This is a genomic window from Mesorhizobium sp. P2_D5 (assembly GCF_056404355.1).
This window is the reverse complement of sequence record NZ_JBFUEE010000006.1, coordinates 321,076-346,140: the sequence shown is the minus strand read 5'-3', so window position 1 is coordinate 346,140 and position 25,065 is coordinate 321,076. Positions and strand designations below refer to the sequence as shown.

Sequence of the window (25,065 nt, the reverse complement as noted above, 5' to 3'; positions counted from 1 at the left end):
GAGTCGTCGAACCGTGCCGGAACAGATCCAGAGCATCATCTCGAATCTTCGCGGCTTTGGCGTCAAGCGCCTTGCCATGCTGGCTGGCATCGCCGTCCTGGTGATGGGCGTCATCGGCATCGCCTCGGTCTATCTCAACCGTCCCGCCTACGACACGCTCTATGTCGGGCTCGACCGCGCCGACGTGAACCAGATCGGCCTGGTGCTGGGCGAAGCCGGCATCGGCTTCGATGTGGGCGCCGACGGAACCTCGGTGCTGGTGCCGGCCGGCACAACCGCGCAGGCGCGCATGCTGCTTGCCGAAAAGGGCCTGCCGACCAGCGCCAATGCCGGCTACGAACTGTTCGACAATGTCGGCTCGCTCGGCCTCACCTCCTTCATGCAGCAGATCACCCGCGTGCGCGCGCTGGAGGGCGAGATCGCCCGCACCATCCAGTCGATTTCAGGCATCAAGGCGGCGCGCGTCCACATCGTCATGTCCGAACGCGCCAATTTCCGCCGCGACGAACAGCAGCCTTCGGCATCGGTGGTCATCCGCTACGCCGGCATCGACGCCGAGAAGAGCGCCATGTCGATCCGCCATCTCGTCGCCGCCGCTGTCCCTGGCCTGTCGGCCGACAAGGTGACCGTGCTCGATTCCAGCGGCAATCTGCTGGCAGCGGGCGATGATCCTTCCAACACCAGCGCCGCCCGCACGCTCGGTGTCGAGCAGACCGTCGAGGCGCAGATCGGCGACAACATCCGCCGTGCGCTGACGGCCTATCTCGGCCCCGACAACTTCCGCGCCAGCGTCAAGGCCGAGGTCAACACCGACACCCGCCAGACGGAAGAAACCATTTTCGATCCGAATTCACGCGTCGAGCGCTCGGTGCAGTCGGTGCGCGCCAACGAAAACAACAACCAGAAGCAGGCCTCGACGCCAGCCAGCGTCGAGCAGAACCTGCCCGAGACCCAGGCAACCGCCACCGACGGTCCGCAATCCTCCTCGCAGAACGACCGCAAGGAAGAGATCACCAACTACGAGATCAACTCGAAGAAGATCGCCACCGTCTCCAACGGCTACACCGTCACCAAGATGTCGATCGCCGTCGTCGTCAACCAGCAACGCCTGGTGACCATCCTCGGCAAGGACGCCACGCCGGAGCAGATTGCCAAGCGCGTCGCCGAGATCCAGAAGATGGTGACCTCGGCCACCGGCTTCGACGACAAGCGCGGCGACGTCATCGACGTCTCTGCGGTCGAGTTCATCGACGGGCTGGACGGCGAGGCGATCCCGCAGGCTGGGATGCTCGATACCATCGGCCAGCATGCCGGCACGCTGATCAACGCCGGCGCCTTCATCGTCGTGGTGTTCCTGGTCGCCTTCTTCGGCCTGAGGCCGATGGCGGCGGCGCTGACGGCAAAGGCGACGCCGGCACTTACAGGCCCCAGCTACGAAGACGTCCAGCGCTCGCTGCCGACACCCGAAGCAAGCGCAAACGCCGAAAGCGCTGCCGTCGGCGCCTTGCCCGGTGCGCGCCCCGGCCCGACACCGCTCGATGATCTTCGCCAGAAGATCAGGCCGGCGCCGCAGGAGCGGCTTGCCCGAATGGTCGACCTCAACGAGGAGCGCACCGCGCAGATCCTGCGCAAATGGGCCGCTCAGGAAGTCGCGGCTTAAACCATGCCCTCCGTAGCCCTTTTCGACCTTCTGCCTGATTTCGGTAGCCGCACGCAACGTGCCGGCCAGCCCCGGGCCGTGGCCGACCCCGAACACAAGCTAGACGCGCCGGCGCCGCAAGCCGATATCGGCACGCTGATCGCGGAAGCAGTTGCCCAGGCTGAGGCGGCGCTCGAGGCACGCTTGTCGATTGCCCATGAAGCCGCGCTCGAAGCCGAACGCCAGGCCAATGCCGAGGAAGCAAGGGTATTTCTCGAAAGCCTCGGCGACGATGTCGGCAAGGCTGTCTCGTTGCGCATCGATGCCATGGAGGCGCGCGTGACCGGGCTGGTCGCCGCCACCGTCGCCCGCATGATCGGGGGTATCGTCAGCGACGATCTGCAGAAACGCTCGATCGAGGCGCTTGCCGGCGCGATACGCGAGGCGGTCGGCGATGCCGAAGCGGTGCGCATCGCCGTGCGCGGCCCGCTCTCGCTGTTCGAAACGCTGAAGGCATCGCTCGGTCCCCGCGCCGCCAATCTCGACTTCACCGAGACACCAGGCTTCGATCTCACGGTCGCCATCGACGAGGCGGTGTTCGAGACACGCATGGCCGAATGGTCGACGACCCTTTCCGAGGTCCTGGCATGAGCGTCGCTGATGCCGGACACCAGGAGATCATCATCGTTCGTCGAGGTCACGACGACCATGACGATGCCCACCATGGCGGCGTCTGGAAGATCGCCTTCGCCGACTTCATGACGGCGATGATGTGCTTCTTCCTGGTCATGTGGCTGATCAATGCCGCCAACGAGCAGACCAAGGCAGCCGTCGCCAGCTATTTCAACCCGGTCAAGCTGGTCGACCGCAATTCGAGCCGCAAGGGTCTGGAGGATCTCGGCGACGGTCCGCGCGCGATGGGGACGACGGCCGACAACCCGCAGAAGGCGACCAACAAGGCCGGCCAGGACGGCGATGGCTCCGCGGACCGCAAACAGGAGAAGCAGGAACTCCCACAGGCGGAACACTCCGACGAGCATCTGTTCGCCGACCCCTACGCGGTGCTTTCGGAAATCGCCACCGATACCGGCGTCATGCAGAATGTCAGCCAGAAGGGCGATGGCGGCGCGCAGGCTGCCGGCCCTGCGACCGGTGCTTCCGGCGGCGCCTCCTATCGCGATCCCTTCGAGCCTGATTTCTGGTCGCAGCAGGTGGCGGCGCCCGGCGCCGAAGCCAGTGCCCAGCGTGCCAAAATCGAGGGCGATGCGGTCAAGCCCGGTGACAAGGTTGCCGAAACGCAAGTGCCCAAGGTCAAGGCCGTGCCACCCGTCGCGGCCGCACCGCTCGAACCCCCGGCAGAGGACGCGACCGGCAAGCAAGCCGCGAGCCCCGCCACGACAATGGCCAAGGCCGGCAACACCAAACCAACAGGCACGAAGCCAAGCGACGCGAAGCCGGGCGACGCGAAGCCGGGCGAGACCAAACCAGACGACACCAAAGTCACGGACGCAGCCAAGGCCGAGGCCAAGGCGCAAGAGGAAGCCAAGCCCGACACCGGAGAGAAGGCGCCGACCGCCGCCGCCGTCAAGGCCGCGGCCGACGTCAAGCGGCAGTTGGCCGACGCCTTCAAGCCCGGCGACAAGCTGCATGACGGCGTCTCGGTGGAAGCCACCGACAAGGGCGTCGTCATCTCGATCACCGACCAACTCGACTTCGGCATGTTCGAGGTCGGTTCGGCGCTGCCGCGCCGCGAACTGGTGCTGGCGATGGAAAAGATCGGCCGCATCGTCAACAGCCAGAAGGGCACCATCAGCATCAACGGCCACACCGATGCACGGCCATTCCGCAGCGACAGCTACGACAATTGGCGGCTGTCGACGGCGCGCGCGCATTCCGCCTACTACATGCTCGTGCGCGGTGGAGTCGATGAACGCCGTATCACAGAGGTCGCCGGTTTCGCCGACCGCCAGCCGAAGGACCCGGCAAATCCATTGGCAGCTGTGAACCGCCGCATCGAAATCCTGATGGCGGCCGGCGGATGAGGCGGGCGGCCGTCACCAGCCGGTTGATTGGCCTGTTGCTGCTGGCCGGCGGATATCCGTCAGCCGGCTTCGCCCAGGACTCGTTGCAGCCGTATCAGCTGGTGCGCTCGCTGCAGCTCATCCAGGACCGCATCGCCGCTGGCGATCATGCCGCCCTGCCGATGCAGGCCAAGCTGCTCGAGATGGTGGATGCGCGGCTGCGCACGGCGGATGCCGAGGATTTCAAGGATCCCAAGAACTTTCGCGCCCTGCTTGTCTACGGCATGAGCGGCGGCAATCCGGTGACTGTCGAGGCCGCCACGTCGCGCGCCACGACGGACCCGCAAAGCCTTGCCGTGGCCAAAGGGGTTATCGACTATCTCAATGGCCGGCCCGGCGAGGCGATCGAAGCGTTGAAGCCGATCGATCCGATGACGCTGCCTCCCGACCTCGGCGCTTTCCTTGCCCTGGTCAAAGGCTCGCTGCTTGCCGGCGACCAGCCGGCTGCGGCGCTTGGTTTGCTCGACGAGGCAAGATTGCTCAGCCCCGGCACGCTGGTCGAGGAAGCAGCACTGCGCCGTTCGGTCGGCATTGCGGGTGCGCAGGGTGACGCGGCACGCTTCGCACGCGCGTCGACCCAGTATGTCGAGCGCTACCTCTATTCGCCCTATGCCAGCCAGTTCGCCGACTCCTTCGTCTCCGGCGTCATCGCTCTGCACATGTCGATCAGCCAGGACAAGCTGGCCGACATCACCTCGATGATGGATCCCGAGCGTGAGAAGGTGATCTATCTGCGCATCGCCCGCCGTGCCGCAATCGACGGTCTGAACGACCTGTCGGCCTTCGCTTCGGCGCGAGCCGAGCAGGGTCGCGACGGCAACACCAACCAGGACGATCCGCGCGCCCTGCTTTACGCCAGTCTTTCCACCGTGACCTCGGGCACCATCGAAGACGTCCGCGCCAAACTCGGCAAGATCGACCGCAGCAAGCTGTCGGAAGGCGACCGCGCCTTGCTTGACGCCGCCCAGGCCATCGCCGGCGAAGTCGTCGCCCCGCCCGCCCCCCTCCCCGAGGAAAAGCCAGTTGTCGCGGCCGAGCGGCCGCCAGCGCCCGAAACCGTCGCGGCGCAAGGCGCCGACGCCAGCGGGCTACCCCCCGTCGAAGGCGCCATCGCCGAGCAACCCGCCGTCGCTGCCGCCTCCGGCGGACCGGTCGCCAGTGTTCCGGAGACGCCGGCGGCTGCGGTTGCACCTGCCGATGCGGCGACCGTCGTGCAGGCGTCGGCGCCATCGCCCGCGGCCAGTCCCGAGCCCACCGACCCGACCGATGCCGCCATGAACAAAACACGTCGACAGCTCGACCTGATCGACCAGATGCTTGGAGCCGCCCCCAAATGACCACCAGCCTCGGCTCGGCCTTGCCAGGATTTGCCACCGCGCGCGCAACATCGGAGCAACCGGCGGCGAACGGCAAGAAGGACAACGCAGGCTTTGGCAAAATCCTGCATGGCGAGGCCAGTCCGGCCCGCCCGGAACGGCATCCGACGACCGAGGCGGGATCGCGCGAGCAGCGCTGGGGCAAGCTCGCCGCCAACCTTGCCGGGCATGGCAGCAAGGCCGAGCCGACATCGGCCGATCCCGGAAAGATCGTCTCGGCCAAGTTGCCGGCCGTGAAGAGCGGCGAGGACGATTTGGAAGCCAAGGACGATTTGGAAGCGAAGTCGCACAAGGACGATGCCGACGCCGAAGAGACGGCGCCTGACGCGGATGCCGTGCCGCTTCAGGACCATCTGCCGCTGCTTATCGCGTTCCATGACCTGCGCCATTTCTCGACATCGACCAAGGCAAGCGGGCGCGACACGGCTAACGGCGAGAGCCCACCGGACCCGGCGCTCAACGCGCAGGCTCCGCTCCCAAAAACCTATCGGTCGAAGTCCACGGCCGGAAACGAAATCGTCGAAACCAAGTCGAAGCCGGAGCAGGTGTCGATCGTCGACGGGCCTTTGACAGAGCTTGATGGCCAGCCGCCGAGCGCTGCCGGCGTTGCCTCCGGCGCGCCGAAACGCGACACCGTCGTAGCGGCCCAGAAGCTGCCGGACGCCACAACCGCCGATGTGCCCGGCGTGCAATCGAAACACGCCGCGCCGGCGATGAAAAGCATCGAGGATGTCCAGTCCTCGTTACGGCCCGAAGCCGGAAAACAATCCCTGTCCGCCACACGCATCGACGTCGTGTCGCAACAGAGCTTCCCGGCGCCACCGCAAAGTCCCATCAGCCAGGCAGCCCTCAATGTGGTCAACGCCATAGCCGCCGATGGCGGCCCGCAAAAGGCCCTTCCAGCCTCATCCGCGGCCACCCAGCTGGGCAGCCCTGTTGCCGTTCCGACACATGTGTTGAAGATCGAACTTCACCCCGCCGAACTCGGCATGTTGACGGCCAACCTTCGCCTCTCGGGAGAACAACTTTCGATTGAATTGAAGCCCGCAACACACGACGCTTATCGTCGTTTGTCCGCCGACAGCGAGGCCATCGCCAAATCGCTGCGCGGGCTCGGCTTCGAGGTTGACAAGGTTACGATCCTGCAACCTTCGGTAGCGGTTCCTGCTGCAACCCGCACCGATGCGACCGCCCCTTTGCCGAGCGCGTCGGGCCGCGATCCATCATCCTTCCAACCTGGAAACCCGGGCAGCGGCAACAGTGGAGCGGGTGGTCAGCAATCGGGTCAGCAATCCGCAGGAAACCGCAATGATGACGCGCAGGACTACGGCCGCGGCACTTCACCTTCTCGCGAGCGCGCTGGCGGCGATATGTTTATCTAGCGCGGCAGGCGCTGCCGCTGCCGCCACCAACCCTTGCGAGCCCGAGATCCTGCGTGCCGCCGATCGCTATGGCGTGCCCGCCGGCATCCTCTATGCCGTGGGCCTGACGGAGACCGGAAACAAGGGCAGCCTTCAGCCCAACGCTTTGAATATAGAAGGAAAAGCGGTCTTTCCGAGAAGCCGGACCGAGGCCCTTGCCGCCTTCGCCAATGCCCGGCGCGAAGGCAAGACGCTCATCGATCTGGGCTGCATGCAGATCAACCATCACTACCACGCGTCGCATTTCCGCAGCGTCGAGGACATGCTCGATCCGCGTCAGAACGTCGACTATGCGGCGCGCTTCCTGGCCAGCCTCCATGCCCGTCACGAGACCTGGTCGATGGCAGTCGCCCGCTATCATGCCGGTCCCGACAACGATCCGGCGCAGAAGATCTATGTCTGCCGCGTCATTGCCAACATGGTCGCCACCGGCTTTGGAAAATGGACCGCGAACGCCCGCGGCTTCTGCAACCCGTAGGCGTATCTTCGGCATCCAATACGCCGTTCGCGCCGTCCCGGGTTGTCGCTTTGACTTGGCCGGAACTTGCCGCCGAAAGCATATCTGGTTGCAGGCTAATGCAACCGGCGCGATTCCAGACTCCCAAGAAACTAGCTACAAGAAATGACGGTTGTTCAGGATTCTCGCCAGCGGATACGCCTTTTCTCACGGGGCAAATGATTTGATTCGGAGGCGGGCCGATGATTGTAATCGTTGACGAGCGCGAGCTCGTAACAGAGGGATACAATTCACTTTTCGACCGTGAGGGTGTCGCCTGCGCGGGCTTCGCGCCGGGCGAGTTCGGCGAGTGGGTAAGCTCGGCGGCGGATACCGACCTGAGGTCGGTTCGAGCCTTCCTGATCGGCGACTGCCGCGAAGGCTCGATCTCTCCCCGTCAGATCCGCGACCGCACCGGCGCACCGGTCATCGCCTTGAGCGAACAGCACTCGCTGGAAAACACGCTGCGGTTGTTCGAGAGCGGCGTCGACGACGTCATTCGCAAGCCCGTCCACATCCGCGAGATCCTCGCCCGCATCACCGCCATCCGCCGCCGCGCCCAGGAAGATGTCGCCTACACCGAGATTGGCGCCATGCGCATCTTCATGGATGGCCGCGATCCCGAGATCGACGGCCAGCCTTTGCCCTTGCCGCGCCGCGAGCGACGCATCCTCGAATATTTGGCCAGCAATCGCGGCCGCCGGGTCACAAAGACCCAGGTTTTCAACGCCATCTACGGCATCTTCGACGAAGAGGTCGAGGAGAACGTGGTCGAAAGCCACATCAGCAAATTGCGCAAGAAGCTGCGCGAGAAGCTGGGCACCGACCCGATCGATTCCAAGCGCTTCCTTGGCTACCGGCTCGTCTTCTGATGCAGCCCCGCGCCAGCCTCGCGCAAGACAGGATGCGTAGCCTCGTAGCCAGTGGCATCCGCATTGGAGCCAGCGGCATCCACATTGGGGAGACGTTTCGATGAGCCTCTACGGAATGATGCGGACCGGCGTTTCCGGCATGAATGCACAGGCAAACCGGCTGTCCACCACGGCCGACAACATCGCCAATTCCGACACCACCGGCTACAAGCGGTCCTCCGCCGAATTTTCGTCGCTGGTCATGCCGAGCACGGGCGGCGCCTACAATTCCGGCGGCGTCACCACGACGATCCGGCAGGCGGTCAGCGATCCAGGCGTGCTTCAATACACGACCTCGGTCTCCGACCTCGCCGTCAACGGCGACGGTTTCTTCGTCGTTCAAGATCCGAGCGGAACACCTTTCCTGACCCGGGCCGGCGCCTTCGTACCGGATGCGGAGGGCAGGCTGGTCAACGCGGCCGGCTTCCAGCTGATGGCCTACAGCTACGCCAACGGCGTGCCGGCGGCAACGGTGAACGGCTTCGAGGGACTGACCCCGGTGCTCATCTCCGACCAGGGGATGACGGCAACGCCGAGCACCCAGGGTACCTACAGCGGCAACCTGCCGGCAGGCGCGACGCCGGTCGCCGCCGGCAATCTGCCCACCACCAACGCGGCGGGCGCGCAGTACACGTCGAAATCCTCGATGGTCGCCTACGACAATCTCGGCAACAAGAAGCTGCTCGACGTCTATTTCACCAACACCGGCGCCGGCACCTGGCAGGTGGCGGTCTTCGATCAGTCGAAGGCCACCGCCGGGACGTCGTTCCCTTACACCGGCGGCGCATTGGGCTCGGCCAACCTGACCTTCGACACCACCACGGGCAAGCTCACCGGTGCCGTCAACAGCGTCAGCCTGACGGTGCCCAATGGCGCCGCCTTTTCGCTGGACCTGTCGGCATTGACCCAGCTCGGCGCCGGATTCACCGTTTCCGATGCCCAGGTGAACGGCAACGCACCGAGCACCATCGACAAGATCCAGATCAGCAAGGACGGCACCATCTCGGCGCAGTACAAGGACGGCTCCACCAAGGCGCTCTACAAGATCCCGCTGGCCGACGTGCAGAGCCCGGACCAGCTCAACGCGCTGCCCGGCAACGTCTACGCACAGGGCACCGAATCCGGCGCGGTCCGTATCGGTTTTGCCAATGAGGGCAAGGCCGGCTCCATCATCTCCGGCGCACTCGAGAATTCCAACGTCGATATCGCCGAAGAACTGACCAACATGATCGCGGCACAGCGCAGCTACACCGCCAATTCGAAAGTCTTCCAGACCGGTTCCGATCTGATGGACGTCCTTGTCAACCTGAAGAGATAAAACGGGCACTCCCCGTGAAAGACCCGCATGTCGTTGTCCACTGCACTGAGCATCGCCCAATCGGCGCTTATGAACACCGCGCGGCAGACCAGCGTCGTCTCGCGCAATGTCGCCGACGCCGACAATCCGGACTATTCGCGCCGCCAGGCCGTCGTCACAAGCACGGCGCCGGGCGCGCGTTCGGTTGATATCCGGCGCGCCGCCAACGACCTGCTGTTCCGCCAGAACCTCAGCGCGCTGTCGGCCTGGAGCGGCCAGAACGCGCTCTACAGCGGCATGGATCAGCTGGGGGTATCGGTCAATGGCGTCGACAATGCGTCCTCGCCCTCGACCGCGATCGGCAATCTGCAGCAGGCGCTGCAGCTCTATGCCACCTCGCCGTCCAACCAGAATCTCGGTGCCAGCGTCGTCGATGCCGCCAGGCAGGTCGTGCGATCCCTGAACGAGGGCTCCACGGCGATCCAGGATTTCCGCACCCAGACCGACGGCCAGATCGCCACGGCGGTCGACGACCTCAACTCGCTGCTCAGCCAGTTCCAGGATGCCAACACCGCTGTCATTTCCGGAACCCGTTCCGGCACCGATGTCTCCGATGCGCTCGACCAGCGCGATGCGCTTTTGAAGAAGATATCTGACTATATCCCGGTCTCGACCTTCACGCGCGGCGACAATGACATGGTCGTCACCACTGGCGACGGCACGACGCTGTTCGAAACCATTCCGCGCACGGTCAGCTTCGCGCCGTCGGCCGGCTACACCGCCGGTGCCGCAGGCAACGCGGTCTATATCGACAATGTGCCGATCTCGGCGGGAGCCGGCGGCAACACCAGCGCCAGCGGCAAGCTCGCCGGCCTGCTCCAATTGCGCGACAGTGTCGCCTCGACCATGCAGAGCCAGCTCGACGAAACCGCGCGCGGCCTGATCACGGCTTTTGCCGAAACCGCGCCTGCGCTGCCCAATGCAGCCGGCCTGTTCACCTGGTCCGGTGCGCCGGCGGTGCCGGCAGCCGGCACGCTGGTCAACGGCCTTGCCGGATCGATCAGCGTCAATGCGGCGATGGACCCAAGCGCCGGCGGCAATCCGACGCTGCTGCGCGATGGCGGTGCCAATGGTGCCGCCTATGTCGCCAACACCGGCGGCGGCGCCTCCTATTCCGACCTTCTGGTCGCCTATGGCGACCGGCTCGACAAGCCGATGGCCTTCGACCCGGCCGCCGGGGTTTCGGCAACGTCCAGCGTTTCCGACTACGCGGCCAACTCGATCGGCTGGTTCGAGGGCGTGCGCCAGCAGGCATCGACCGCCTCCGACGCCAAGGAAGCGCTGGCATCGCGCAGCGCCGAGGCGCTGTCCAACGCGACCGGCGTCAATGTCGACCAGGAAATGTCCCTGCTGCTCGACCTCGAACACACCTATCAGGCATCGGCCCGGATGATGAAAACCGTCGACGACATGATGACGGCCTTGCTCAACGCGGTGGGATAATCCATGACTTCAGTCTCGTCAGCCGCCATATCCAACGCCATGCGCTCCCAGCAGATGCGCATGCAGGCGGAGCTTGTCAAAGCCACCAAAGAGTCCTCGACCGGCAGGGTCGCCGATGTCGGCCTGGCTCTCGGAGCGCGCACCGCGCAGTCCGTCACCTTCTCGCGCGATCTCGACCGTCTCAACGTCATCATCGACTCCAACGGCCTCGTCGGCTCCCGCTTGTCTTCGACGCAGACCTCGCTTAGCCAGCTCTCGACCGCGGCGCAGTCCTTTCTGTCCGCCCTGACCACCGCGTCATCGAGCGATTCTTCCAACAGTCTCACCCAAGCCTCGGGCAAGGCGACCATCCAGCAGCTGACCTCGATCCTCAACACCAGCGTCAATGGCGAGTACCTGTTTGCCGGCACCAACACCGACGTCAAGCCGATCAACGACTTCACCGCGGCCGGCTCGCCCGCCAAGGCGGCCTTCGATGCCGCCTTCGTTGCCAATTTCGGTTTCACCCAGGATGACCCTGCAGCGGCCAACATCACCGCTACCCAGATGGACGACTTCATCACCAACGACGTCGTGCCGCAATTCATGGGCGCGGGCTGGCAAGGCAACTGGTCGAACGCCACCGACCAGCAGATCGTCAGCCGCATCGCCCTGAACGAAACCACCCCGACTTCGACCAGCGCCAACAGCGACGGCATCCAGAAGCTCGCCATGGCGGCGGCCATGGTCTCCAGCCTGATGTCCAGCAACATCAGCCAGGCCGCGAAGAACAAGGTCGTCAGCCGCTCCACGGCACTGGTCGGCGAAGCGCTGAGCGGTATTGGCCAGATTCAGTCCGAGACCGGCATCGTCCAGAAGCGGGTTTCCGATGCGAACGACCGCATGAAAACGCAGGTCGACCTTTTCGAACGGCACATTCTCGATCTGGAAGGCGTCGATCCGGCCGAGGCCGCGACCCGGGTTGCAGACCTGACACAGCACATCGAAACGTCCTTCGCACTGACCGCGCGCCTGCAGCAGCTCAGCCTGTTGAATTACCTGACCTGACAACGCTTAACGGAACGGTAGAGCCCCACCGATGTACCAATTCTCCTACGCCGATATCCAGAGCACCTCCGTCGCCGACGCCAAGGACCGCGAGCGGGAGCTCCTGACCCGTTCGATCGACATGCTGTCGGCGGCGGCCGCCGCCGGCCTCGGCTCGATGGAAGCGGTCGAGGCGCTGCATTTCACCAACCGCGTCTGGACCGCCTTCGTCGAAGATCTCGGCTCCAGCGACAACGCCCTGCCCAAGGAACTGCGCGCCAACCTCATCTCCATCGGCCTGTGGCTGCTGCGCGAGGCAGAGGACATTCGCCAGGGCCGCACCAACAATTTCGAAGGGCTGATCGAGGTGTCCCAGATCATCAGGGACGGCATTCAATGACCAACACGTTGAAGATATCGCTGAAGCCGAACGAGAAGATCTACATCAACGGCGCCGTTATCCGCGTCGACCGCAAGGTCACCGTCGAATTGATGAACGACGTGCAGTTCCTGCTCGAAAGCCATGTGATCCAGGCCGAAGACGCCTCGACGCCGCTCAAGCAGCTGTATTTCATCCTGCAGGTCATGCTGATGAATCCGGCCGGCGCGGCCGAGGCGCGCGACATGTTCCGGCGTTCGCTGCCGCTGCTGCTGGCAAGCTTCGAGGACGCCCAGATCTGCGCTGGACTGAAACAGATCGACCGCATGGTCGGCGAGGATCATATCTACGAGGCGCTGAAGGCCATCCGCGCGCTCTATCCGCTCGAACGCCGCGCGCTTGGCGACAATGACTATGTTCCGGGTGCTGCGCGCCCGTTGGCTGTGGGAGCACGATACTGATGAACGTGGACATGACGACGACGATACCGACTGGCGCCAACCAGGCCAGCCAGCAGACCTCGAAGACAGCGGTCGACTACCAGTCGTTCCTGAAGCTTCTGATCGCCGAGATGAAGAACCAGGACCCGACCAAGCCGATGGATTCGACGCAGTACGTCGCCCAGCTCGCCACCTTCTCGCAGGTCGAACAATCGGTGCAGACCAACACCAAGCTCGACCAGATCATGTCGTCGTCGGCGCTGTCGCAGGCCGATGCGCTGATCGGGCGCTCGATAACCTCCGCCGACGGCAAGACGACGGGCACGGTGGCGTCGGTGCGCCTCGCCAGCAGCGGCCTGATCGCGGTGCTGCAGAACGGCACCGAGGTCGCGGTCGGCCCGGGCGTCTCGATCAAGGCCGCGAGCTGACGCTTCCGGCAGGGCCAGTCCGATGAACGAGGCCGACGCTCTCGACATCGTCCAGTACGCGGTGTGGACGGTGCTCACTGCGTCCGCTCCGGTGGTGCTGGTCGCGATGGCGGTCGGCATCGGCATCGCCCTTATCCAGGCGCTGACGCAGGTCCAGGAGATCACCTTGACCTTCGTGCCCAAGATCGTCGCCATCATGCTGGTGGTGGCACTAACCGGCCCCTTCATCGGCAGCCAGATATCGGCCTTCACCAACGTCATCTTCGAGCGCATCCAGAACGGATTCTGAGCAAGCCGACGAAAGCCGCGCAGGTCCGTGCCGAACCATCGGGATCCTTGACCGGCGCGGAATGGAGACGTGGACCGCCTCTATCCCATTGTTGGACCATGATCTTTTTCGAAAGGTGTTCGCCCTTTCAACCGCCATGCCCTACTTTCGGCAAATGATCTGAGCAAACGGATCGTCTGACGAGCAGGCACGACATGGCAGGGACCCACCGATGATTGACGAAAAGCCGGAAAGCGAGAGCGTTTCGGCGCTGGCGCCCTTCCGGCACGGCATTTTCCGCGCCGTATGGGCCGCAAGTCTCGTCTCGAATTTCGGTGGCCTGATCCAGGGCGTCGGCGCCGCCTGGATGATGACGACGATCGCCACCTCGTCCTATCAGGTGGCCCTGGTCCAGGCTTCGACCACCTTGCCGATCATGCTGTTTGCGCTCGTCGCCGGCGCCATCGCCGACAGTTTCGACCGGCGCAATGTGATGCTGGTCGCCCAGACCTTCATGCTGGTAGTCTCGGTGCTTCTGACCCTGTTCACCTATGCCGGCCTGATGACGCCGTGGACGCTGCTGGCCTTCACCTTCCTGATCGACAGCGGCACGGCGCTCAACAGCCCGTCCTGGCAGGCCTCCGTCGGCGACATCGTGCCCCGCAACAAGGTGCCGGCCGCCGTCGCGCTCAACTCGATGGGCTTCAACCTGACCCGCAGCGTCGGCCCGGCGATCGGCGGCATCATCGTCGCCGCCGCCGGCGCGGCGGCGGCCTTCGCGGCCAACGCGGTGAGCTATATCGGCCTGATCGTCGTGCTGGCGCGCTGGAAGCCGGACCTGCCGGTCTCGACCTTGCCGCGTGAGTCGCTGGGCGCGGCCATGGGCGCCGGCCTGCGCTATGTCGCCATGTCGCCCAACATCGGCAAGGTGCTGGTCAGGGGCGCGGCTTTCGGCTTCAGCGCCGGCGCGGTGCTGGCGCTCTTGCCGCTGGTGGCGCGCGATGTCGTCAAGGGCGATGCCCTGACCTACGGCATCATGCTCGGCGCTTTCGGCATCGGCGCGGTCGGTGGCGCCTTGATCAGCGTCAGGCTGCGGCAGCTGCTGTCCAGCGAGACGATGGTGCGCTCAGCATTCGCCGGCTTTGCCGCCTGTGCCTTCAATGCCGCCGTCAGCCATCACGCCTGGCAGACGTCGCTCGGCCTGCTTGTCGGCGGTGCCTGCTGGGTGATCGCCCTTTCGCATTTCAACGTCACCGTGCAGATGGCGACACCGCGCTGGGTGGTCGGCCGGGTGCTGTCGGTCTATCAGACCGCGACCTTCGGCGGCATCGCGCTCGGCAGCTGGATCTGGGGCGTCGTCGCCGATGCGCATGGCGCCGAAACCGCGCTGATCGCGGCCAGCATCGCCATGCTGGCCGGCGGCGCCATCGGCTTCTTGCTGCCGCTGCCGCAGCAGCAGGTGCTCAACCTCGATCCGCTCAACCGCTTCAAGGAGCCGCACCTTGCGCTCGACCTGAAGCCGCGCAGCGGTCCGATCGCCATCATGATCGAATACATCATCCGCGACGAGGACGTGCCGGAGTTCCTCGCCACCATGGCCGAACGCGGCCGCATCCGCCGCCGTGACGGCGCCCGCAACTGGACGCTGGCGCGCGACCTCGAAAATCCGGCGATCTGGATCGAGCACTATCATACGCCGACCTGGCTCGAATATGTGCGTCACAATGGACGCATCACCCATGCCGACGCCATCATCGGCGACCGCTTGCGGGCGCTGCACAGCGGCGACGAACTGCCGCGCGTGCGCCGCATGATCGAGCGCCCGACGACCGCGGGCACGGCGCTCGTGATGGCCAAGGGACCGATCGAGCACTAACCGGGCCCACCTTTGGGCGGCATGCACTACCCTTCGCCCGACAGGTCCCTGCGCGCCTTGTCGAGTTCCTCGGCATAGCGCCGCATCAGATGGCCTTCGGTCAACAGTCCCAGCACGATGCGGTCAGCGAAATCCTCGACCACGGCGAGCTCTTCAGCGCCGGCGCGCTGGAAGGTCTCGGCGGCGGACTGCACGTTCATGCTCGGCACCAGCACCGCGTCCTTGTACTTGGCAAGATCGCGCACCGCCACCTCGCCATCGGAAGGATCGCTGTGCAGCTCGGCCACGATCAGCACGCCGACATAGTGATCGCCCGCGTCGACGGCAATGATGCGCTGGGCCGAACCGAGCGGCACTTGACTGCGGAAGGCCGCCAGCGTCGTCGAGGCATGGATGGTCTTGATGTCCTTGCGCATCATCGAGCCGACGGTGAGGCTGCGCATCCAGCCGACGTCGTGGGCGCTGCGGATGGTCTCGCCGCGCAGATGGAAGCGCCATGTCGAGAAGGAGTAGCCAAACGTCTCGCGCACCAGGATGGCCGACATGATCGAAGCCGCCAGCACGACACCGGTCAGCGTCAGGTCGCGGGTCGATTCCAGCGCCAGGAAGGTCATCGTCAGCGGGCCGCCGACGACGCCGACGGCGAGCGACGTCATGCCGACGACGGCGGCAACAGCGGGATCAATGCCGGTGGCCGGCGAGACAAGCGCCATCACACCGGCAAACGCCTTGCCAAGCAGTGCACCGAGGAACAGCGAGGCGAAGAACAGCCCGCCGCGAAAGCCCGAGCCCAACGAGATGGCGGACGCCGCCAGTTTCAAAACGAAGACGCTGGCCACCACAGCCAGACCGTAGTTCATCGCGAATTCGCGATGCAGCGCGCCATGGCCGCTGGACAGGACTTGCGGCGTGATTAGCCCAAGCAGCCCGACGATGACACCGCCAATGACGGGGCGCAGCGACGCATCGATCGACAGCCTGGCAAAACCGCGTTCGATGAGCGTCACCAGATGCATGATGGCGATCGAGGCCGCACCGCCGAGCAGGCCGAGCAGCAGGAACGGCACGTACTGGCTGGCGGTCAGCGCCGGCAGGCCCGAAAGCTCGAGCGGAAACGGCACGCCGCCGAACACTTCCGCCGTCAGCGAGGCTGAGATCGCGGCGGTCATGACAGGCGCGACATTGGCGACCGAATAGATGCCGATCACCAGTTCGAAACCATAGAAGGCGCCCGTCAGTGGCGCATCGAAGGCGGCGGCGATGGCGCCGGCGGCGCCACAGCCGACCAGGATGCGGACATCGTTGCGGCGCAGCCGGAAGATGCCTGCCAGCCGCGACGCCAGGCCGGACCCGACCTGCGTGTAGCCGGCTTCCAGCCCGACCGAGGCGCCGAAACCGCTGGAGATCATCGTCTGACCGGCGATGATGAAGGTGTCGGTGAGCGACATGCGCCCGCCATAGAGCGCGTTGGCTTCGATCGGGTCGATCGGCGTGCGGAATTTGCGCAGTCTGAGCCAGATCACCGTCAGCCCGAGCAGGATGCCGCCGATCGCCGGTATCAGCGCCTGCATCGGGTTGGCGAGCGAGAACATGCCGGAAAGCCGGCCACCGGGCTGAACGCCGAACAGCAGCCCGTGCAGGTCCTGCACGATCTGGCTCATCGCCGTGACAAGGATGCCTGCCATCACCCCGACGACACCGGCCAGGACGACCACGGCGATGCCGCGCGCCTCGAGCAGCGGCACCGATCTGATCAGCACCGAGCGCAGCCGGCGGGCGTAGACTTCGCTGTGGTTTCTGGAAAGCACCGGGGCGGCTCGCCGATATCGGAAGAGGCAGTGGAAAGCCCGCCTGATACGCCCGGCGACACGGCATGGCAACCACATTGGCGACAGACAAGGCGCCATTGTGGCATGGGGCGACCGGCTGCGGCCGCGGCTGGCTCTGTTGGAACGCGAACGGCTGCCGCTGGCTGACAGATCGATCAGGTCGGCTTGGGATCGCCGGCCTCATAGAGCACCAGATTGCGCTCGCCGATGCCAAGTGCCGGCCAGCTCGCGCGCCAGTCCGCAAGGTGCCGCGAGCGGAAATGCGCGTCGAGCGCTGCCCTGTCGCTCCAGACCTCCGTGACACGGATGAGCCCGGCATCGAACACATCCTGCGCATAGGAATATTCGAGGCAACCGGGCTCGGCGCGGCTGGCTGAGGCCATGCGCTCCATCGCGGGCTTCGCTTCCCCGAGCTTTTCCGGCGGCAAGCGGATGGTGCCGATGATCAGGAGCATGGGATTTCCTTTTTGGAAGCGGCGGTCGAGAGCCCAGTAGCCAGTCTCCCACCCTCGCGCAAGCTTGGCCGGTTAGGCTCACAAGGCTGCCGCGCGGGCAGGCTTGGCATTTTGGGGACGACATGGCGATCAGCGAAAGCATCCAGCCCGGCGCAGTGGCCAAGAACGGCCGCGACGTCTTCTTCGCCATCGGCATCGTCATCATCCTGGCCGTGCTGTTCCTGCCGATCCCGGCCTTTCTCATCGACATCGGCCTCGCCTTCTCGATCGCGCTTTCGGTGCTGATCCTGATGGTCGCGCTGTGGATCCAGCGACCGCTCGATTTCTCGTCGTTCCCGACCGTTCTGCTCATCGCCACCATGCTGCGGCTGTCGCTCAACATCGCCACCACGCGCATGATCCTGTCGCATGGCAATGAAGGCACGCACGCGGCCGGCTACGTCATCGCCGGCTTCTCCAAGCTGGTGATGGCCAGCGACTTCGTCATCGGCCTCATCGTCTTCATGATCCTCATCGTGGTGAACTTCATCGTCATCACCAAGGGCGCCACCCGTATCGCCGAGGTCGGCGCCCGCTTCACCCTCGACGCCATCCCCGGCAAGCAGATGTCGATCGACGCCGATCTCTCCGCCGGCATGATCGACGACAAGACAGCGCAACTGCGCCGCCGTGAGCTGGAAGAGGAATCCTCCTTCTTCGGTTCGATGGACGGCGCCTCGAAATTCGTCCGCGGCGACGCCATCGCCGGCCTCATCATCACCGCCATCAACATCGTCGGCGGCATCGCCATCGGCTATATCAGGCACGGCATGGGCATGGGCGAAGCCGCCGACGTGTTCATCAAGCTGTCCGTCGGCGACGGCCTCGTCACCCAGATCCCGGCGCTGATCGTCTCATTGGCTGCCGGCTTGCTGGTGTCCAAGGGCGGCACGCGCGGTTCGACCAACCAGGCGGTGTTCGGCCAGCTCGGCGCCCATCCGCGTGCGCTCTATGTGGCGGCATCGCTGCTGGTGCTGCTCGGCCTGATGCCCGGCCTGCCGCTGTTTCCATTCTTTGCGCTGGCCGCTGGCATGGCCGGCCTCGGCTACATCATTCCGATGCGCCACAACCGCGCCGTCGCCGCCGCCGAAGCGATCAAGGACCAGGAGAAGGCGACCAAGGTCGAAGAGGAAAAGAACTCGGTCAAGGCATCGCTCGCCACCGCCGAGATCGAGCTGCTGATCGGCAAGCAGCTGTCGACGCGGCTGCTGGTGTCGCATCAGGAACTGGTTTTCCGCATGTCCAAGATGCGCAAGAAGTTTGCCACGCAATACGGCTTCGTCGTGCCGGAAGTGCGGGTTGCCGACGATTTCGCCATCCCGCCGAAGAGCTACCAGATCAAGGTGCACGGCACCGTGGTGGCCGAATACCAGATGCGCGTCGGCGAGATCATGGTGCTGCTCGGCAACCGCGATATTCCCGAAATACCGGGCGAGGAAATCCGCGAGCCGGCCTTCGGCATGCGCGCCTATTCCGTGGTCGAAACCTTCGCCGAAGACCTGAAGCGCGAGAACTACACCTTCGCCGATAACATGTCGGTGCTGCTCACCCATCTCTCCGAGGTCATCCGCAACAACCTGCCGCAGCTTCTGTCCTACAAGGACATGAAGGCGCTGCTCGAGCGGCAGGACCAGGAATACCGTAAGCTCGCCGACGAGATCTGCACCACGCACATCTCCTATCCCGGCCTGCAGGCGGTGCTGAAGCTGCTGCTCGCCGAACGGGTCTCGATCCGCAATCTGCATCTGATCATCGAGGCTATCGCCGAGATCGCGCCGCATGTGCGCCGCACCGAGCAGATCGTCGAGCATGTCCGCATCCGCATGGCGCAGCAGATCTGCGGCGACCTCTCGGAAGGGGGCGTGCTCAAGGTGCTGCGCCTCGGCAATCGCTGGGACCTCGCATTTCACCAGAGCCTCAAGCGCGACGCCAAGGGCGAGGTGCGCGAGTTCGACATCGATCCGCGCCAGCTGGAAGAGTTCGGCCAGGACGCGACCAAGGCGATCAAGAAACATCTGGAAGCCGGCGAGCGCTTCGTGCTGGTCACCGCGCCCGACGCCCGCCCCTATGTGCGCATGATCATCGAGCGGCTGTTCACCACGCTGCCGGTGCTCAGCCACGTCGAGATCGCCAAGGGCGTCGAGATCAGGGTGCTCGGGACCATATCGTGAGCGTTCTCTCGCAAGGCGTCGTCATCGCGGCGTTCCTCGCCTTCTGCCGCATCGGCGCGTGCTTCATGCTGATGCCCGGCCTGTCCAGCGCCCGCGTCCCGGTCCAGGTCAGGCTGTTCGTGGCGGTCGCCGCCACTGGCGGCCTGCTCGCCTTCCTGTGGGACCGCATCTTTCCCTTCGTCGATCCGCGACCGCAGATCCTGGTGCCGATGATCATCTCGGAACTCCTGGTCGGCGGGCTGATCGGCGCCATGACCAGGCTTTACATGGAAGCCTTGCGCTTCATGGGCTCGGCCATCGCCATGCTGATCGGCTATGGCGGCACCGGCGGACCGGCGATCGAGGAGCCGGAACCGCAGGCAGCGCTTGCCGCCATCATCTCGTTCTCGGCCCTGTTGATGCTGTTCGTCTTCGATTTCGACCACGAGATAGTGCGCGCGCTGGTGACCTCCTACACGGTGGCGCCGGTCAACATCTTCTTCAACCCGCAGGCCGCACTCGTCGATGTCACCGACACGGTATCGGACACGTTCTTCCTGGTCATCCGCCTCGGCAGTCCGTTTGTCGCTTATGCCATTCTCGTCAATCTGACGATCGGCTTCGTCAACAAGCTGACCCCGCAGATCCCGATCTATTTCATCTCGCAGCCCTTCATCATCGCCGGCGGCATGATCATCTTCTACTTTGCCGTCGGCACCATGCTCTCGCTGTTCGTCGCCGGCTTTGTCGACCTGACATTGGCACGATAGCCATGAGCACGCGCAGGGACCGCCTGAAGAAACTGGTCAAGGTGCAGGAGCAGCTGAAGGCGCTGCACGAAACCCGCCACGCCACCTTCCTTGCCGCGGCCGGCGCCGCCGAGACCGAAGCCCGGGATTTGGTCGGGCATTTCGACCGTGCCGATTCCCTCTCCGGCGTGTTTCCCGATCTCTACCATCGCCGCATTGCCAGCGCGGTCGGGCGCCAGGAGGCGAGCCTCGAAAGCGCCAGGCAGGAAGCCAGCCTCATCGCCGCGGCAACCGCACGCACCAACATGGTCGAGCGCGCCTACAAGGACGTGCGCAACCGCGACGAGCGCGAACGCTCCGACCGCGAGCGCCTCGACCTGATCGCGCAGAAGCGGAGCGCAGAGTAGTGCCTGGGTGCTGATAGTTGGCCCAAATCTGCCAGACCAATCCTCTCAATGTCCGGAATTAGGGTTGCGAAGAGCGCCCATCCGCCTGCTGCGGGAATTGCCGGTCGACGTTCATGCTAACTTCAGTGACCAGCTTGCGGCGAAGAGCCATAGTGTAGTCGTTTGGCCCCTTCGGCGTTATGACAAAAGCTTGGGATCCGCCAATGACGAATTTGGCAAAATAGGATGCCAATGGTTGGTCGGGATTCTCATCTTCCGTTGGAATGGCGATCGCGTTGATCGTGTATCCCTTGGCAATGGCGTTCAGCCTGCTCGGCTGAACAGGAAGTCCGTCGTTGTTCTCACCATTGGAAGAGATGTCGATTACTTTCTTGGCCGCCTTTCCAGGAAACTGGTCGAGCAGAAGACTTCCGACGTCGATGGCCGAGGAAACGGATGTTCCGCTTCGCCCTCTGCGAATATTGCCGGTATCGCCTCTCTTGTTGATCACCGACGCAGCCGCCTTGGCATCTTCCAGCCCGCAGATGCTTGTCCATGGCAGCACCATGCGTGTGTGCCCCGGGCTCGACCATTCAAAGTAGGCCACGCCGATGCAGCCAACATAATTTCGGGTGATGGCCGCGATGATCTCGGGCGAAGTGAGCGCTGCGGCATGTCCCTCCCGCTGCAGGTCAGCAATCTCCGGATCAATCGAAGACGAGTAATCGACTGCGAATACGACAGCAACATCAACATTGGCGGCATGTGCCTGCAGCCCCCAAAACACCGAGGCGACAAGCGTTCCCGCCAGTCTCAAATATGAGCTGGCCCGCTTTGCCAGCGCTCTGACCGTCGGCATCAGAATGCCGCTGCGTATCACTCGCGCCAGAAAGCTTGCCAGCGCCACCATTACAGTGCCCTCGCGACAGGTCCGGCCGCCGACCGAGACCATGGGCCCTGTGCTGAGTGGCGGTCCGCTTGGCAACACGTTCGCATCACCGCTTAGGCTCATCACGTTCCTCCATTGGATCTGAATTGGCAGCGGGACGATGGCCCGCCCAGGCCGCAGGCGCCGCGGCAAAGGCAGGGGCCACGTGGAAGGGCGGAATCGGGCCGGTCAGCAGGGGCGCGCGCGCCCGCGGCGTTCGGTTCGACATTGCGACGGACAGGATCGCACCGAGAATGATCGCGGCGCCCAGTGCGCCTGCGGGTGAGTTCCGCTCACCGAGCAAGATCGCCGCGCCTAGAGCCCCGAAGACGCTTTCGGCACTGACGATCACGGCGGCATGGCTAGCGGAGGTAAAGCGCTGTGCGGCAATCTGTATGCCGAAAGCGATCGCGGTGGAGAACACGCCGAGGACCGCCAGTTCCGGGCCGGCTGCAAATGCCGCGGCCAGTGAAAGGTTGCCTTGCATTGCCCCGAGCGGCAGGGCGAAGGCGGCGGCGCCGAGGAACTGTGTCGCCGCCGCGGTGAACGGCCGCGCATGGGTCTGCATGTGCCGGCCGAGCTCGACCATCCAGAGCGCATAGCAGGCAGCCGACAGGATGGCGGTGAGATCGCCGCTGCTGAGACTGGCGAACCCGCCGGACAAAAGCAGAGCACCGACCATGGTCAGCCCGGCGGCGGCTGCAAGACTCGCTGTCGGACGTTCGCCGATGAGCAGCCAGGCGGCCAGTGGTGTCATCACAGTTGCGGTGCTCACCAGGAAGCTTGCATTTGTGACAGTGGCGCCGAGATAGCAAAGCTGCTGAAGCGTGATGGAGATGGCAAACAGCGCACCCACCCTGGCCAGGCTGGAGAAATGGCCCGGCCCGGCAGGCAGTCGCCTTTCGGTCAAGACAAAGGGCAGCACCAGCAGCCCACCGATCAGGCAACGCAGGCCGACGGCACTCAGCGCGTCGAGATGAACAAGCACTGTCTTTTGCGCGACATTGCCCAAGCCCCATAGAGCAGCGGCAAACAGCAGCAGCAAATTGGCCCTAAGCTTGGACATACACCGCATCCCTCGGACTAAAGCCCGTCGCGGTTTGCGATGGCTCCAGCCACTTCAGGGCGCCCGGTTCGGTCCGCTACGACCGGTGTTTCGTTCAGGTGCCCCTACTTAAGCGATGCCTTAATTGATCTGCCGTCACAGGAGCGCTTGAATGCGTGGTTCTACCGGTTGCGAAGCGTTAGTTTTGAGTTAGGATTTCGTCAGGCTGGGAAGCTTTTAAGAAAATGCAAAGTGAGGACAGCGTCGCCGCAAGCAAAATCTCACTCTTCGGCGGCTTCCGGATTGAAAAGGAAACTGTCGGTCCACTCTGGTTGACCGGGAAGCGGGGCCCCGCGATCATTGCCTATCTGGCCCGCTGCCCGGGCATGGCGGCGACAAGGGAAAGACTGGCTGATCTGCTATGGGGCGATAGCGACAGCGAACACTCGCGCAACAGCCTGCGGCAAACCCTCAGCGTTCTACGCCGTGATCTATCACGGGCGGGTGTGGATATCGTGCATTCCCGGAGGGAGTTGATCGGCCTCAGGCCGGATGCGGTTCGAGTTGACGTCGAGGAGTTTGAATCCGGGCTCTCCGCGCGTTCCGCGCCGGAACTCGAGACGGCTCTGGCGCACTACACCGGACCATTTCTTGATGGGGTTTATCTGGGGAGCAACGCTTTCGACGACTGGGCGGCGGCTGAACGCGACAGGCTGCTGGGCCGCGCGCTTGAGTCCTTCGAAAAACTCGCCCGCCTCGTGGACACAGAGGCCGGACTCGCCCTGGCGGATCGAGTTCTGGCCATGGAACCGACGCGGGAGGAGTCCTATCGGCTCAAGATGGAATTGCTCGCCGCGTGTGGCCAGCGCGACAGGGCGATAAGGACGTATGAGGCTTGCAGGAGCATGCTGAAGAAGGAGTTCGGCGTTGAAACCAGCCCTGAGACGCGGGCGCTTTGGCAATCCCTGCTATCTGCCGCCGACACGACGTCAAATCTGCAACCGGCAAATGGTGCTCCGGCCGGCCAGCGCCCCGGGCGCCCCTCCATCAGCGTTGCCGACTTCGTCAACCTGACCGGAAAGCGAGGCGACGACTTTTTCGCCAGGGGGCTCGTCCAGGACATAACCACGGCCCTCTCCGAGGTGGCCGACTATGTCGTGCTCTCCGCGCTTCCGTCCAAGGACAAGAGCGGCGATGAATCCCAAACGCCCGGAATGCTCCGGGCGCGATACATGCTCAGCGGCAGCATCCAGCGATCCGGCAACGGGCTGAGGGTGAACGTCCAGCTTGTCGATGCTGGCAGCGGCCATAATGTCTGGGCCCAGAAGTTCGACGGCCACTCGGAGAACGCGCTCGAATTCCAGGACCGGATCGCACAGTCGGTTGTGCTGGCTGTGATCCTCGAACTTCAACTGACCAACTGGAAGGTTCGCGACAAGAGCCCGCCGGGCGCCCCTGAAGTGCGCAGGTTGGTGAACGAAGCTCTGATGAAGTATTTTGAGATGACCCGGGACTCACTGTTGGTCGGGATAGAGCTTGCCGAGAAGGCGGTTTCGATGGGCCCCGACAACGCCCGTGCACAGCGGACGCTTTCGATTGTAATTTCCATGGGCGTGGCGTTTGGCGCGCTGCCTCGCGAGCCAGGGCAGATCGAGCGTGCGGTTGAGCTTGCGGAAGCAGCGGTACGGGCAGTGCCCGACGACGAAATTGCCCGCTGCATCCTGTCATTCGCTCTCGAAAGTTCCGGCCGAATCGACGAGGCGATTGCCGAATGCCAACATGCGATCAGCCTCAACCCAAGCTATCCGAGTGGCCACGGCGATATTTCGATGCTCTTTGCATTGCGCGGACAGGTTAGTGAAGCAGTGCGTGAGGCCAACGAGGCAATCCGGCTCGGCACGTATGACGTCATCGATTTCTGGCGTCACCATGGCCTGGCTGTGGCACTGTTCGCCGGCGGAGACGACCGGCGCGCGCTCGAAGTCGCTCGCAAAGTGGTCAGGACAAAGCCGGGCTTCGTTCGTGGCGCCCTTTATTGGGCCGCCGCCGCTTCGGCAACCGGAAACAACGAAGAAGCGACACGGGCCATCCATCATTGCCTGTCACAGCTTCCTCATCTCAACCTCGGTAATGTCTGCCCCGGCTTTGTGCCACGCTATGTGAAGGATCATCATCACGCGAGGTTCCTTGAAATGCTGTCGAGGGCTGGCCTTCCTGCTTCCTAGTGGAACCTGGCTACGCGACCGGGATCGTGGCGGCCATCTCGCAGCCGGATTCAGTCCGCGTGCTTGGAACAAATGACCGGCCAGACTGTTCACCTCTGATACGACGCTGACGTGCCCG

The 25,065-nt window shown here is 64.3% G+C and carries 23 protein-coding genes; 19 read left to right on the top strand and 4 right to left on the bottom strand.

The features are described from left to right. The first annotated feature begins 13 nt into the window (after window positions 1-13). From fliF to AC1DYW_RS25565, 15 genes are all read left to right on the top strand, one after another. Window positions 14-1,660 (top strand): flagellar basal-body MS-ring/collar protein FliF, encoded by a 1,647-nt coding sequence (fliF, locus tag AC1DYW_RS25635; RefSeq protein ID WP_477228050.1) that lies wholly within the window; start codon window positions 14-16, stop codon window positions 1,658-1,660. A 3-nt stretch (window positions 1,661-1,663) separates the two neighbouring features. Beyond that, on the top strand, window positions 1,664-2,290 hold the full coding sequence (locus tag AC1DYW_RS25630) for a hypothetical protein (RefSeq protein ID WP_477228049.1): 627 nt from the start codon (window positions 1,664-1,666) through the stop codon (window positions 2,288-2,290). Next, on the top strand, window positions 2,287-3,681 hold the full coding sequence (locus tag AC1DYW_RS25625; RefSeq protein ID WP_477228048.1) for a MotB family protein: 1,395 nt from the start codon (window positions 2,287-2,289) through the stop codon (window positions 3,679-3,681). The genes AC1DYW_RS25630 and AC1DYW_RS25625 overlap by 4 nt, the downstream gene beginning before the upstream one ends. Continuing rightward, entirely contained in the window at window positions 3,678-5,057 is a 1,380-nt protein-coding gene (locus AC1DYW_RS25620; RefSeq protein ID WP_477228047.1) for a chemotaxis protein MotC, read from the top strand. Before AC1DYW_RS25625 ends, AC1DYW_RS25620 begins: the two co-directional genes overlap by 4 nt. Continuing rightward, window positions 5,054-6,478 (top strand): flagellar hook-length control protein FliK, encoded by a 1,425-nt coding sequence (gene fliK, locus AC1DYW_RS25615; protein WP_477228046.1) that lies wholly within the window; start codon window positions 5,054-5,056, stop codon window positions 6,476-6,478. The genes AC1DYW_RS25620 and fliK overlap by 4 nt, the downstream gene beginning before the upstream one ends. Continuing rightward, complete coding sequence (locus AC1DYW_RS25610; protein WP_457150823.1) at window positions 6,408-6,995, top strand: transglycosylase SLT domain-containing protein; 588 nt, start codon at window positions 6,408-6,410, stop codon at window positions 6,993-6,995. Before fliK ends, AC1DYW_RS25610 begins: the two co-directional genes overlap by 71 nt. A gap of 221 nt (window positions 6,996-7,216) precedes the next feature. Further along, window positions 7,217-7,885, top strand: a complete 669-nt coding sequence (locus AC1DYW_RS25605; RefSeq protein WP_111547800.1) for a response regulator transcription factor — start codon at window positions 7,217-7,219, stop codon at window positions 7,883-7,885. 100 nt (window positions 7,886-7,985) lie between these two features. Next, the gene (locus AC1DYW_RS25600; protein ID WP_457150812.1) at window positions 7,986-9,242 is read left to right on the top strand and encodes a flagellar hook protein FlgE; all 1,257 of its coding nucleotides are present in this window, start codon (window positions 7,986-7,988) and stop codon (window positions 9,240-9,242) included. Between the two features lie 27 nt (window positions 9,243-9,269). Beyond that, the gene (gene flgK, locus AC1DYW_RS25595; RefSeq protein WP_457150813.1) at window positions 9,270-10,724 is read left to right on the top strand and encodes a flagellar hook-associated protein FlgK; all 1,455 of its coding nucleotides are present in this window, start codon (window positions 9,270-9,272) and stop codon (window positions 10,722-10,724) included. A gap of 3 nt (window positions 10,725-10,727) precedes the next feature. Further along, complete coding sequence (locus AC1DYW_RS25590) at window positions 10,728-11,771, top strand: flagellar hook-associated family protein (protein WP_457150814.1); 1,044 nt, start codon at window positions 10,728-10,730, stop codon at window positions 11,769-11,771. 31 nt (window positions 11,772-11,802) lie between these two features. Beyond that, window positions 11,803-12,150 (top strand): flagellar biosynthesis regulator FlaF, encoded by a 348-nt coding sequence (gene flaF / locus AC1DYW_RS25585; RefSeq protein ID WP_477228045.1) that lies wholly within the window; start codon window positions 11,803-11,805, stop codon window positions 12,148-12,150. Continuing rightward, window positions 12,147-12,590, top strand: coding sequence for a flagellar biosynthesis repressor FlbT (flbT, locus tag AC1DYW_RS25580; RefSeq protein WP_457150816.1), 444 nt, complete (start codon window positions 12,147-12,149; stop codon window positions 12,588-12,590). Before flaF ends, flbT begins: the two co-directional genes overlap by 4 nt. Continuing rightward, window positions 12,590-12,997 (top strand): flagellar hook assembly protein FlgD, encoded by a 408-nt coding sequence (gene flgD / locus AC1DYW_RS25575; protein ID WP_095084528.1) that lies wholly within the window; start codon window positions 12,590-12,592, stop codon window positions 12,995-12,997. Before flbT ends, flgD begins: the two co-directional genes overlap by 1 nt. 22 nt (window positions 12,998-13,019) lie before the next feature. Continuing rightward, on the top strand, window positions 13,020-13,286 hold the full coding sequence (gene fliQ, locus AC1DYW_RS25570; protein ID WP_095084529.1) for a flagellar biosynthesis protein FliQ: 267 nt from the start codon (window positions 13,020-13,022) through the stop codon (window positions 13,284-13,286). A 211-nt stretch (window positions 13,287-13,497) separates the two neighbouring features. Then, window positions 13,498-15,141: an MFS transporter gene (locus AC1DYW_RS25565; RefSeq protein WP_477228044.1), complete on the top strand. Its 1,644-nt coding sequence runs from the start codon at window positions 13,498-13,500 to the stop codon at window positions 15,139-15,141. Between the two features lie 26 nt (window positions 15,142-15,167). Here the strand turns inward: AC1DYW_RS25565 and AC1DYW_RS25560 are convergent, their stop codons facing one another. Both AC1DYW_RS25560 and AC1DYW_RS25555 read right to left on the bottom strand, forming a co-directional pair. Then, window positions 15,168-16,949 (bottom strand): chloride channel protein, encoded by a 1,782-nt coding sequence (locus AC1DYW_RS25560; RefSeq protein ID WP_477228043.1) that lies wholly within the window; start codon window positions 16,947-16,949, stop codon window positions 15,168-15,170. A 176-nt stretch (window positions 16,950-17,125) separates the two neighbouring features. Next, entirely contained in the window at window positions 17,126-17,425 is a 300-nt protein-coding gene (locus tag AC1DYW_RS25555; protein WP_477228042.1) for a putative quinol monooxygenase, read from the bottom strand. A 122-nt stretch (window positions 17,426-17,547) separates the two neighbouring features. Between AC1DYW_RS25555 and flhA the strand changes: the two genes are divergently transcribed. Genes flhA through AC1DYW_RS25540 form a run of 3 tightly spaced genes read left to right on the top strand, consistent with a single transcriptional unit; the run spans window position 17,548 to window position 20,770 of the window. Then, window positions 17,548-19,635 carry a flagellar biosynthesis protein FlhA gene (flhA, locus tag AC1DYW_RS25550; RefSeq protein WP_184876557.1) on the top strand — a complete coding sequence of 696 codons (2,088 nt, stop codon included), beginning with the start codon at window positions 17,548-17,550 and terminating at the stop codon, window positions 19,633-19,635. After that, window positions 19,632-20,384, top strand: coding sequence for a flagellar biosynthetic protein FliR (gene fliR / locus AC1DYW_RS25545; RefSeq protein WP_477228041.1), 753 nt, complete (start codon window positions 19,632-19,634; stop codon window positions 20,382-20,384). Before flhA ends, fliR begins: the two co-directional genes overlap by 4 nt. A gap of 2 nt (window positions 20,385-20,386) precedes the next feature. Continuing rightward, window positions 20,387-20,770, top strand: a complete 384-nt coding sequence (locus AC1DYW_RS25540; protein WP_095084534.1) for a hypothetical protein — start codon at window positions 20,387-20,389, stop codon at window positions 20,768-20,770. Window positions 20,771-20,828: 58 nt separating this feature from the next. On the opposite strand, the gene AC1DYW_RS25535 is transcribed toward AC1DYW_RS25540, so the two are convergent. Continuing rightward, complete coding sequence (locus tag AC1DYW_RS25535; protein WP_477228093.1) at window positions 20,829-21,608, bottom strand: DUF1194 domain-containing protein; 780 nt, start codon at window positions 21,606-21,608, stop codon at window positions 20,829-20,831. Window positions 21,609-21,744: 136 nt separating this feature from the next. Beyond that, window positions 21,745-22,743, bottom strand: coding sequence for a DMT family transporter (locus AC1DYW_RS25530; RefSeq protein WP_477228040.1), 999 nt, complete (start codon window positions 22,741-22,743; stop codon window positions 21,745-21,747). Window positions 22,744-22,967: 224 nt separating this feature from the next. Between AC1DYW_RS25530 and AC1DYW_RS25525 the strand changes: the two genes are divergently transcribed. Then, on the top strand, window positions 22,968-24,947 hold the full coding sequence (locus AC1DYW_RS25525) for a BTAD domain-containing putative transcriptional regulator (RefSeq protein WP_477228039.1): 1,980 nt from the start codon (window positions 22,968-22,970) through the stop codon (window positions 24,945-24,947). Window positions 24,948-25,065: the final 118 nt, after the last annotated feature.

Coding starts and splice junctions, on each gene's coding strand:
- AC1DYW_RS25630 (WP_477228049.1), top strand. CDS start 1,664: ATGCCCTCCGTAGCCCTTTTCGACCTTCTGCCTGATTTCGGTAGCCGC.
- AC1DYW_RS25625 (WP_477228048.1), top strand. CDS start 2,287: ATGAGCGTCGCTGATGCCGGACACCAGGAGATCATCATCGTTCGTCGA.
- AC1DYW_RS25620 (WP_477228047.1), top strand. CDS start 3,678: ATGAGGCGGGCGGCCGTCACCAGCCGGTTGATTGGCCTGTTGCTGCTG.
- fliK (WP_477228046.1), top strand. CDS start 5,054: ATGACCACCAGCCTCGGCTCGGCCTTGCCAGGATTTGCCACCGCGCGC.
- AC1DYW_RS25610 (WP_457150823.1), top strand. CDS start 6,408: ATGACGCGCAGGACTACGGCCGCGGCACTTCACCTTCTCGCGAGCGCG.
- AC1DYW_RS25605 (WP_111547800.1), top strand. CDS start 7,217: ATGATTGTAATCGTTGACGAGCGCGAGCTCGTAACAGAGGGATACAAT.
- AC1DYW_RS25600 (WP_457150812.1), top strand. CDS start 7,986: ATGAGCCTCTACGGAATGATGCGGACCGGCGTTTCCGGCATGAATGCA.
- flgK (WP_457150813.1), top strand. CDS start 9,270: ATGTCGTTGTCCACTGCACTGAGCATCGCCCAATCGGCGCTTATGAAC.
- AC1DYW_RS25590 (WP_457150814.1), top strand. CDS start 10,728: ATGACTTCAGTCTCGTCAGCCGCCATATCCAACGCCATGCGCTCCCAG.
- flaF (WP_477228045.1), top strand. CDS start 11,803: ATGTACCAATTCTCCTACGCCGATATCCAGAGCACCTCCGTCGCCGAC.
- flbT (WP_457150816.1), top strand. CDS start 12,147: ATGACCAACACGTTGAAGATATCGCTGAAGCCGAACGAGAAGATCTAC.
- flgD (WP_095084528.1), top strand. CDS start 12,590: ATGAACGTGGACATGACGACGACGATACCGACTGGCGCCAACCAGGCC.
- fliQ (WP_095084529.1), top strand. CDS start 13,020: ATGAACGAGGCCGACGCTCTCGACATCGTCCAGTACGCGGTGTGGACG.
- AC1DYW_RS25565 (WP_477228044.1), top strand. CDS start 13,498: ATGATTGACGAAAAGCCGGAAAGCGAGAGCGTTTCGGCGCTGGCGCCC.
- AC1DYW_RS25555 (WP_477228042.1), bottom strand. CDS start 17,425: ATGCTCCTGATCATCGGCACCATCCGCTTGCCGCCGGAAAAGCTCGGG.
- flhA (WP_184876557.1), top strand. CDS start 17,548: ATGGCGATCAGCGAAAGCATCCAGCCCGGCGCAGTGGCCAAGAACGGC.
- AC1DYW_RS25540 (WP_095084534.1), top strand. CDS start 20,387: ATGAGCACGCGCAGGGACCGCCTGAAGAAACTGGTCAAGGTGCAGGAG.
- AC1DYW_RS25535 (WP_477228093.1), bottom strand. CDS start 21,608: ATGCCGACGGTCAGAGCGCTGGCAAAGCGGGCCAGCTCATATTTGAGA.
- AC1DYW_RS25530 (WP_477228040.1), bottom strand. CDS start 22,743: ATGTCCAAGCTTAGGGCCAATTTGCTGCTGCTGTTTGCCGCTGCTCTA.
- AC1DYW_RS25525 (WP_477228039.1), top strand. CDS start 22,968: ATGCAAAGTGAGGACAGCGTCGCCGCAAGCAAAATCTCACTCTTCGGC.